Source organism: Desulfovibrio sp. OH1186_COT-070 (assembly GCF_003860215.1).
Classification (GTDB): Bacteria; Desulfobacterota; Desulfovibrionia; order Desulfovibrionales; family Desulfovibrionaceae; genus Desulfovibrio.
In genome coordinates, this window is record NZ_RQYH01000209.1 from 1 (window position 1) to 371 (window position 371).

The 371-nt window shown below is 55.0% G+C and carries 1 pseudogene; it reads left to right on the forward strand.

Annotated features, from left to right (window positions below):
• Positions 1 to 371: pseudogene (locus tag EII23_RS13075) on the forward strand (hypothetical protein); the annotation flags it as partial.

The following is a 371-nucleotide window of genomic DNA, read 5'->3' on the forward strand; positions in this document are numbered from 1 at the left end:
AAACGCTCCGGGATCACAGAAGACATCCCCGAATTTCAAGACTTGCGGGAGGTGGACGCCATGTTGGAAGAACGCGCCGCTCAGTGGAAGGACGAATATATTCGGCAAGGTGTAATAATGGGGTGGGCCGAAGGGAAGGCGGAAGGAAAAGCTGAAGGCAAGGCTGAGGGCAAGGCTGAAGGCAGGGCTGAAGGATTTGGCCTGGCCTTGCAGGATTTGCTGGAGGCGCGTTTTGGCACGCTTCCCCAGTCCGTGACTTCCTACATTGCCAATTCGTCTGACGCCAACGTTCTGCGGAAGCTGACGCTTTTTGCCTACCGTGCGGAATCGTTGCAGGCTGTTGTTGACCGGATCAAAGATGACAGCAAAAT